Annotated in this window: 1 protein-coding gene; it reads right to left on the bottom strand. The window is 62.4% G+C overall.

The annotated features are described in order from the left end of the window. Nucleotides 1-1,179, bottom strand: a 1,179-nt coding sequence (locus CSR02_RS16545) for a hypothetical protein (RefSeq protein ID WP_167384102.1), incomplete at both ends; no start/stop codon positions are given.

Here is a 1,179-nt window from a genome sequence, read left to right as displayed (position 1 = left end):
GCCTATTCAGGCGGGACAGCGCGATCTGCGCCGTTTTGATTTCCCCGTGGCACTCCACCCAGCTTCCGACCCGCCCGAAATCGGGCAGAAGACCCTGTTCAGTCGCACGATCCTTCCATAGGTCATGCGGCTGGATCAGAGCCGGATCGTAGTCCGGGAGAATGCCTGACTCTCTGTCGCTGGCGCGGGCGAGGCCCCGCCGTGCGATTTCTGCGGCTGCGGCACATGGATCGGGAAGGTCGAAGACCATATTCCCGATTGTGCTGCTGTAAGCCGCCGGGACGGTTGAGACGCTCACCCCGGCCAGTCCGGCCCTGCGGGTCAGACTGGCGAGGATGATCGTCCTGCCCCAGAAATTGATGGTCCGGTTTACGGCACGGTTTTTCGTGCGTGAGCGGAGTTTCCCCAGACCATGCTCCAGCGTGATCAGCCCTGCGTTCCATGCCCGTGCGAGACGCACGGCATGTCCCGCGCCGCGGGACAGAACCTCGCGGGTGGCGTCGTCTGACGCGCTGGCCGGAATATCCAGCGTGATGCAGTGACTGGCGAGAACGCGGCAGTCCGACAGGTCGTTCGGGTTTCCCCGGTTCTCCAGCACGGTCAGTCCTATGAAGTTCGGGTTGAGGTCGATGCCGACGCACCGTCCCGGTGCGGCTGGCACCGGGTCCAGCCACTGGGGATGAACCGGCCGGTCAGCGGCCGGGGTCTTCGGTCGAGGCGCGACGTATCCGGGTCCGCGGCCTCTTCCGCGCGCCCGGCGGCCCGATGCTACCAGTTCGCGATCTCTTGCCAGTGTCAGCGTTTCGCCTGGCGCCAGCCGGCGCAGGTCCATCTCATTGAACGTGAGATGGAGGTGAGAATTATCGATGCGGAACTGGATCGAGACTTCCTTGTCTGGCGCGACGATCGTCAGCGCGCGGATCAGTTTCCCGCATGTCCCATGCATTTCCAGCAGGGTCAGCGTGACCGGGACTTTATGCACAGTGAGTGTGCATACCCGGCCATTCTCCGAAAGACGGAAATGCCGGTTTCCGTTAAAGTTTCTCACGCCGATGGACGTCATGGGGCGGAGCCTCATGGTTTTCCATTCGGTATTGCTGATCAGCCCCTTCTGCCTGCGCAGAAGGTTCTTCTTTCCGCCGAAGACGATGGATTTATTCGGCAATGCGGCGGCTTCAA

This window comes from Acetobacter pomorum (assembly GCF_002738225.1).
GTDB classification, from domain to species: domain Bacteria; phylum Pseudomonadota; class Alphaproteobacteria; order Acetobacterales; family Acetobacteraceae; genus Acetobacter; species Acetobacter pomorum.
Note: the sequence above shows the minus strand (reverse complement) of the source record. Positions and strands in the feature narration are given on the sequence as shown.